Below are 1,576 nucleotides of genomic sequence, written 5' to 3'. Positions count from 1 at the left end.
TCTGACCAGTTCTTTTTCAACAATTCTCTGAAAACCTCTTGACAAAAGACTTACAGCCTTAACTTGTCACCAATGGCACGACACGGATAAACACGGATACACGGAGGATAGCCAAAGTAGCCAATTAGCTAAACCTCATACCATTTTTCTAAAGATGCGATAGAGATCGAGGACGACCGGGCTTTGTAATCTCGTTTACCTTTTGACGAAAGTCTGTCATAACTTTAAAAAAATGGTATAAACCCCCTATTGTCAGAACTAAGAATAGAACAATAGTGGGGACGGGCTGTTTAATTGACCAAGCCGAAATGTTGTAAAGACATAATTGGGATTTGGGAATGGGGAATTGGTCATTGGTCATTTGGAATGGGGCATTGGGCATTTTTATTGTAAATCGACCGCCAGCGATCGCACTCATCTACTTGAATTATGATTCAGCTTCTTGAGTTAACTCACTTAACGCTGAAATAATATTCTGAGCTAGCATTAAAGCATTTTTTACAGCATTTTGTAAGTTATATAAAGTATCTTCATAATCAGCTTTATTCCTAAGTTCTCTCAATCTGCTTAAGTTTTCACCTATCTTGACCAATACTCCGGACAGTTTTTGAGACCGAGGCTGAAACCCTCATTCTACCGTTAGCATTTGACCTCACTGAGAAGGCTGAAACCAGCATTCTGCCGTTAGTGATTGAAAACTGTCCGGACTATTGTTGACCATATGTTTCATTTTGGTTGGGTGGTATATAAATTACTCTGCTACATATTGATGTTCGTTGATATCGCGATTCTTACGAGAAAGTCTTGGGTCTTTTTCAAAGTCGCGCAAGTAATTTCGCGCTAGGCAAAATGTGGAATAGTATGCTCTACTTATCGCCGATCGCAACTTGGCTTCTCTATTAGCTGAACTGTCACTACTTGTGGCAGCTAACTCTTGGGCTAAGTTCAAATATTGAGACCAATCAAATTTCATTTGACTCCCATTCAAGGTTAATATGTAAATCATTTTTTGGGGCTGCTATTTTAGCATCTAGCCACCAGCTATCGTCAAGGATTTTTAACTTTTCACAACCTTCATTGACTTCGAGCTTAGTGTAAATGGTAATCCACAGCGATCGCCAATTTGCAATTTCAGGATCGGTTTTCACTTCTAAGCCCAATCTTTCGCTAGGAAATAGTTCTCTAATTTTAGAGTGAGCTTCTAAAATTAAACTTACCATCACTTCTTGGTCGATGATTAACTTAAAAGCTTCTAGAGGATCTTCTACTGCATACAGACTTCTGATTTTATTGAAATCGGCTATTAAATCGTCAAAAGGTGTGGTTTTAATAGTTGGCTCTTGGATAGCAGTCATAATTGTCGATCGGGAGTGCTTTGCTTGTTAATATTTTAGCAACTAGAAGGAAGAAGGAAGAAGGAAGAAGGAAGAAGGAAGAATACCGATCCAGTAAGCTTTGGGGGGATTTGGATGTTAAGTTTAATTAAGTGGACTTACTTAGGACAATACTCCGGACAGTTTTTTGGGCAGCGACTGAAACCCGCATTCTACCGTTAAGATTTCACCTGCTGAGGAAG

Annotated in this window: 2 protein-coding genes; both read right to left on the bottom strand. The window is 39.1% G+C overall.

Annotated elements, in window-relative coordinates:
- Positions 1-751: 751 nt before the first annotated feature.
- Positions 752-973, bottom strand: coding sequence for a hypothetical protein (locus QUB70_RS32450; protein ID WP_332985914.1), 222 nt, complete (start codon positions 971-973; stop codon positions 752-754).
- A complete protein-coding gene (locus QUB70_RS32445; protein ID WP_332985913.1) occupies positions 963-1,355 on the bottom strand; it encodes a peptidase in 393 nt (130 codons plus the stop codon). Before QUB70_RS32445 ends, QUB70_RS32450 begins: the two co-directional genes overlap by 11 nt.
- Between the last annotated feature and the right edge of the window lie 221 nt (positions 1,356-1,576).

The sequence above is a fragment of the Microcoleus sp. A003_D6 genome (assembly GCF_036702825.1).
Classification (GTDB): Bacteria; Cyanobacteriota; Cyanobacteriia; order Cyanobacteriales; family Microcoleaceae; genus Microcoleus.
The sequence above is the reverse complement of the archived record's forward strand: the minus strand, read 5'-3'. Positions and strand labels throughout refer to the sequence as shown.

Coding starts and splice junctions, on each gene's coding strand:
- QUB70_RS32450 (WP_332985914.1), bottom strand. CDS start 973: ATGAAATTTGATTGGTCTCAATATTTGAACTTAGCCCAAGAGTTAGCT.
- QUB70_RS32445 (WP_332985913.1), bottom strand. CDS start 1,355: ATGACTGCTATCCAAGAGCCAACTATTAAAACCACACCTTTTGACGAT.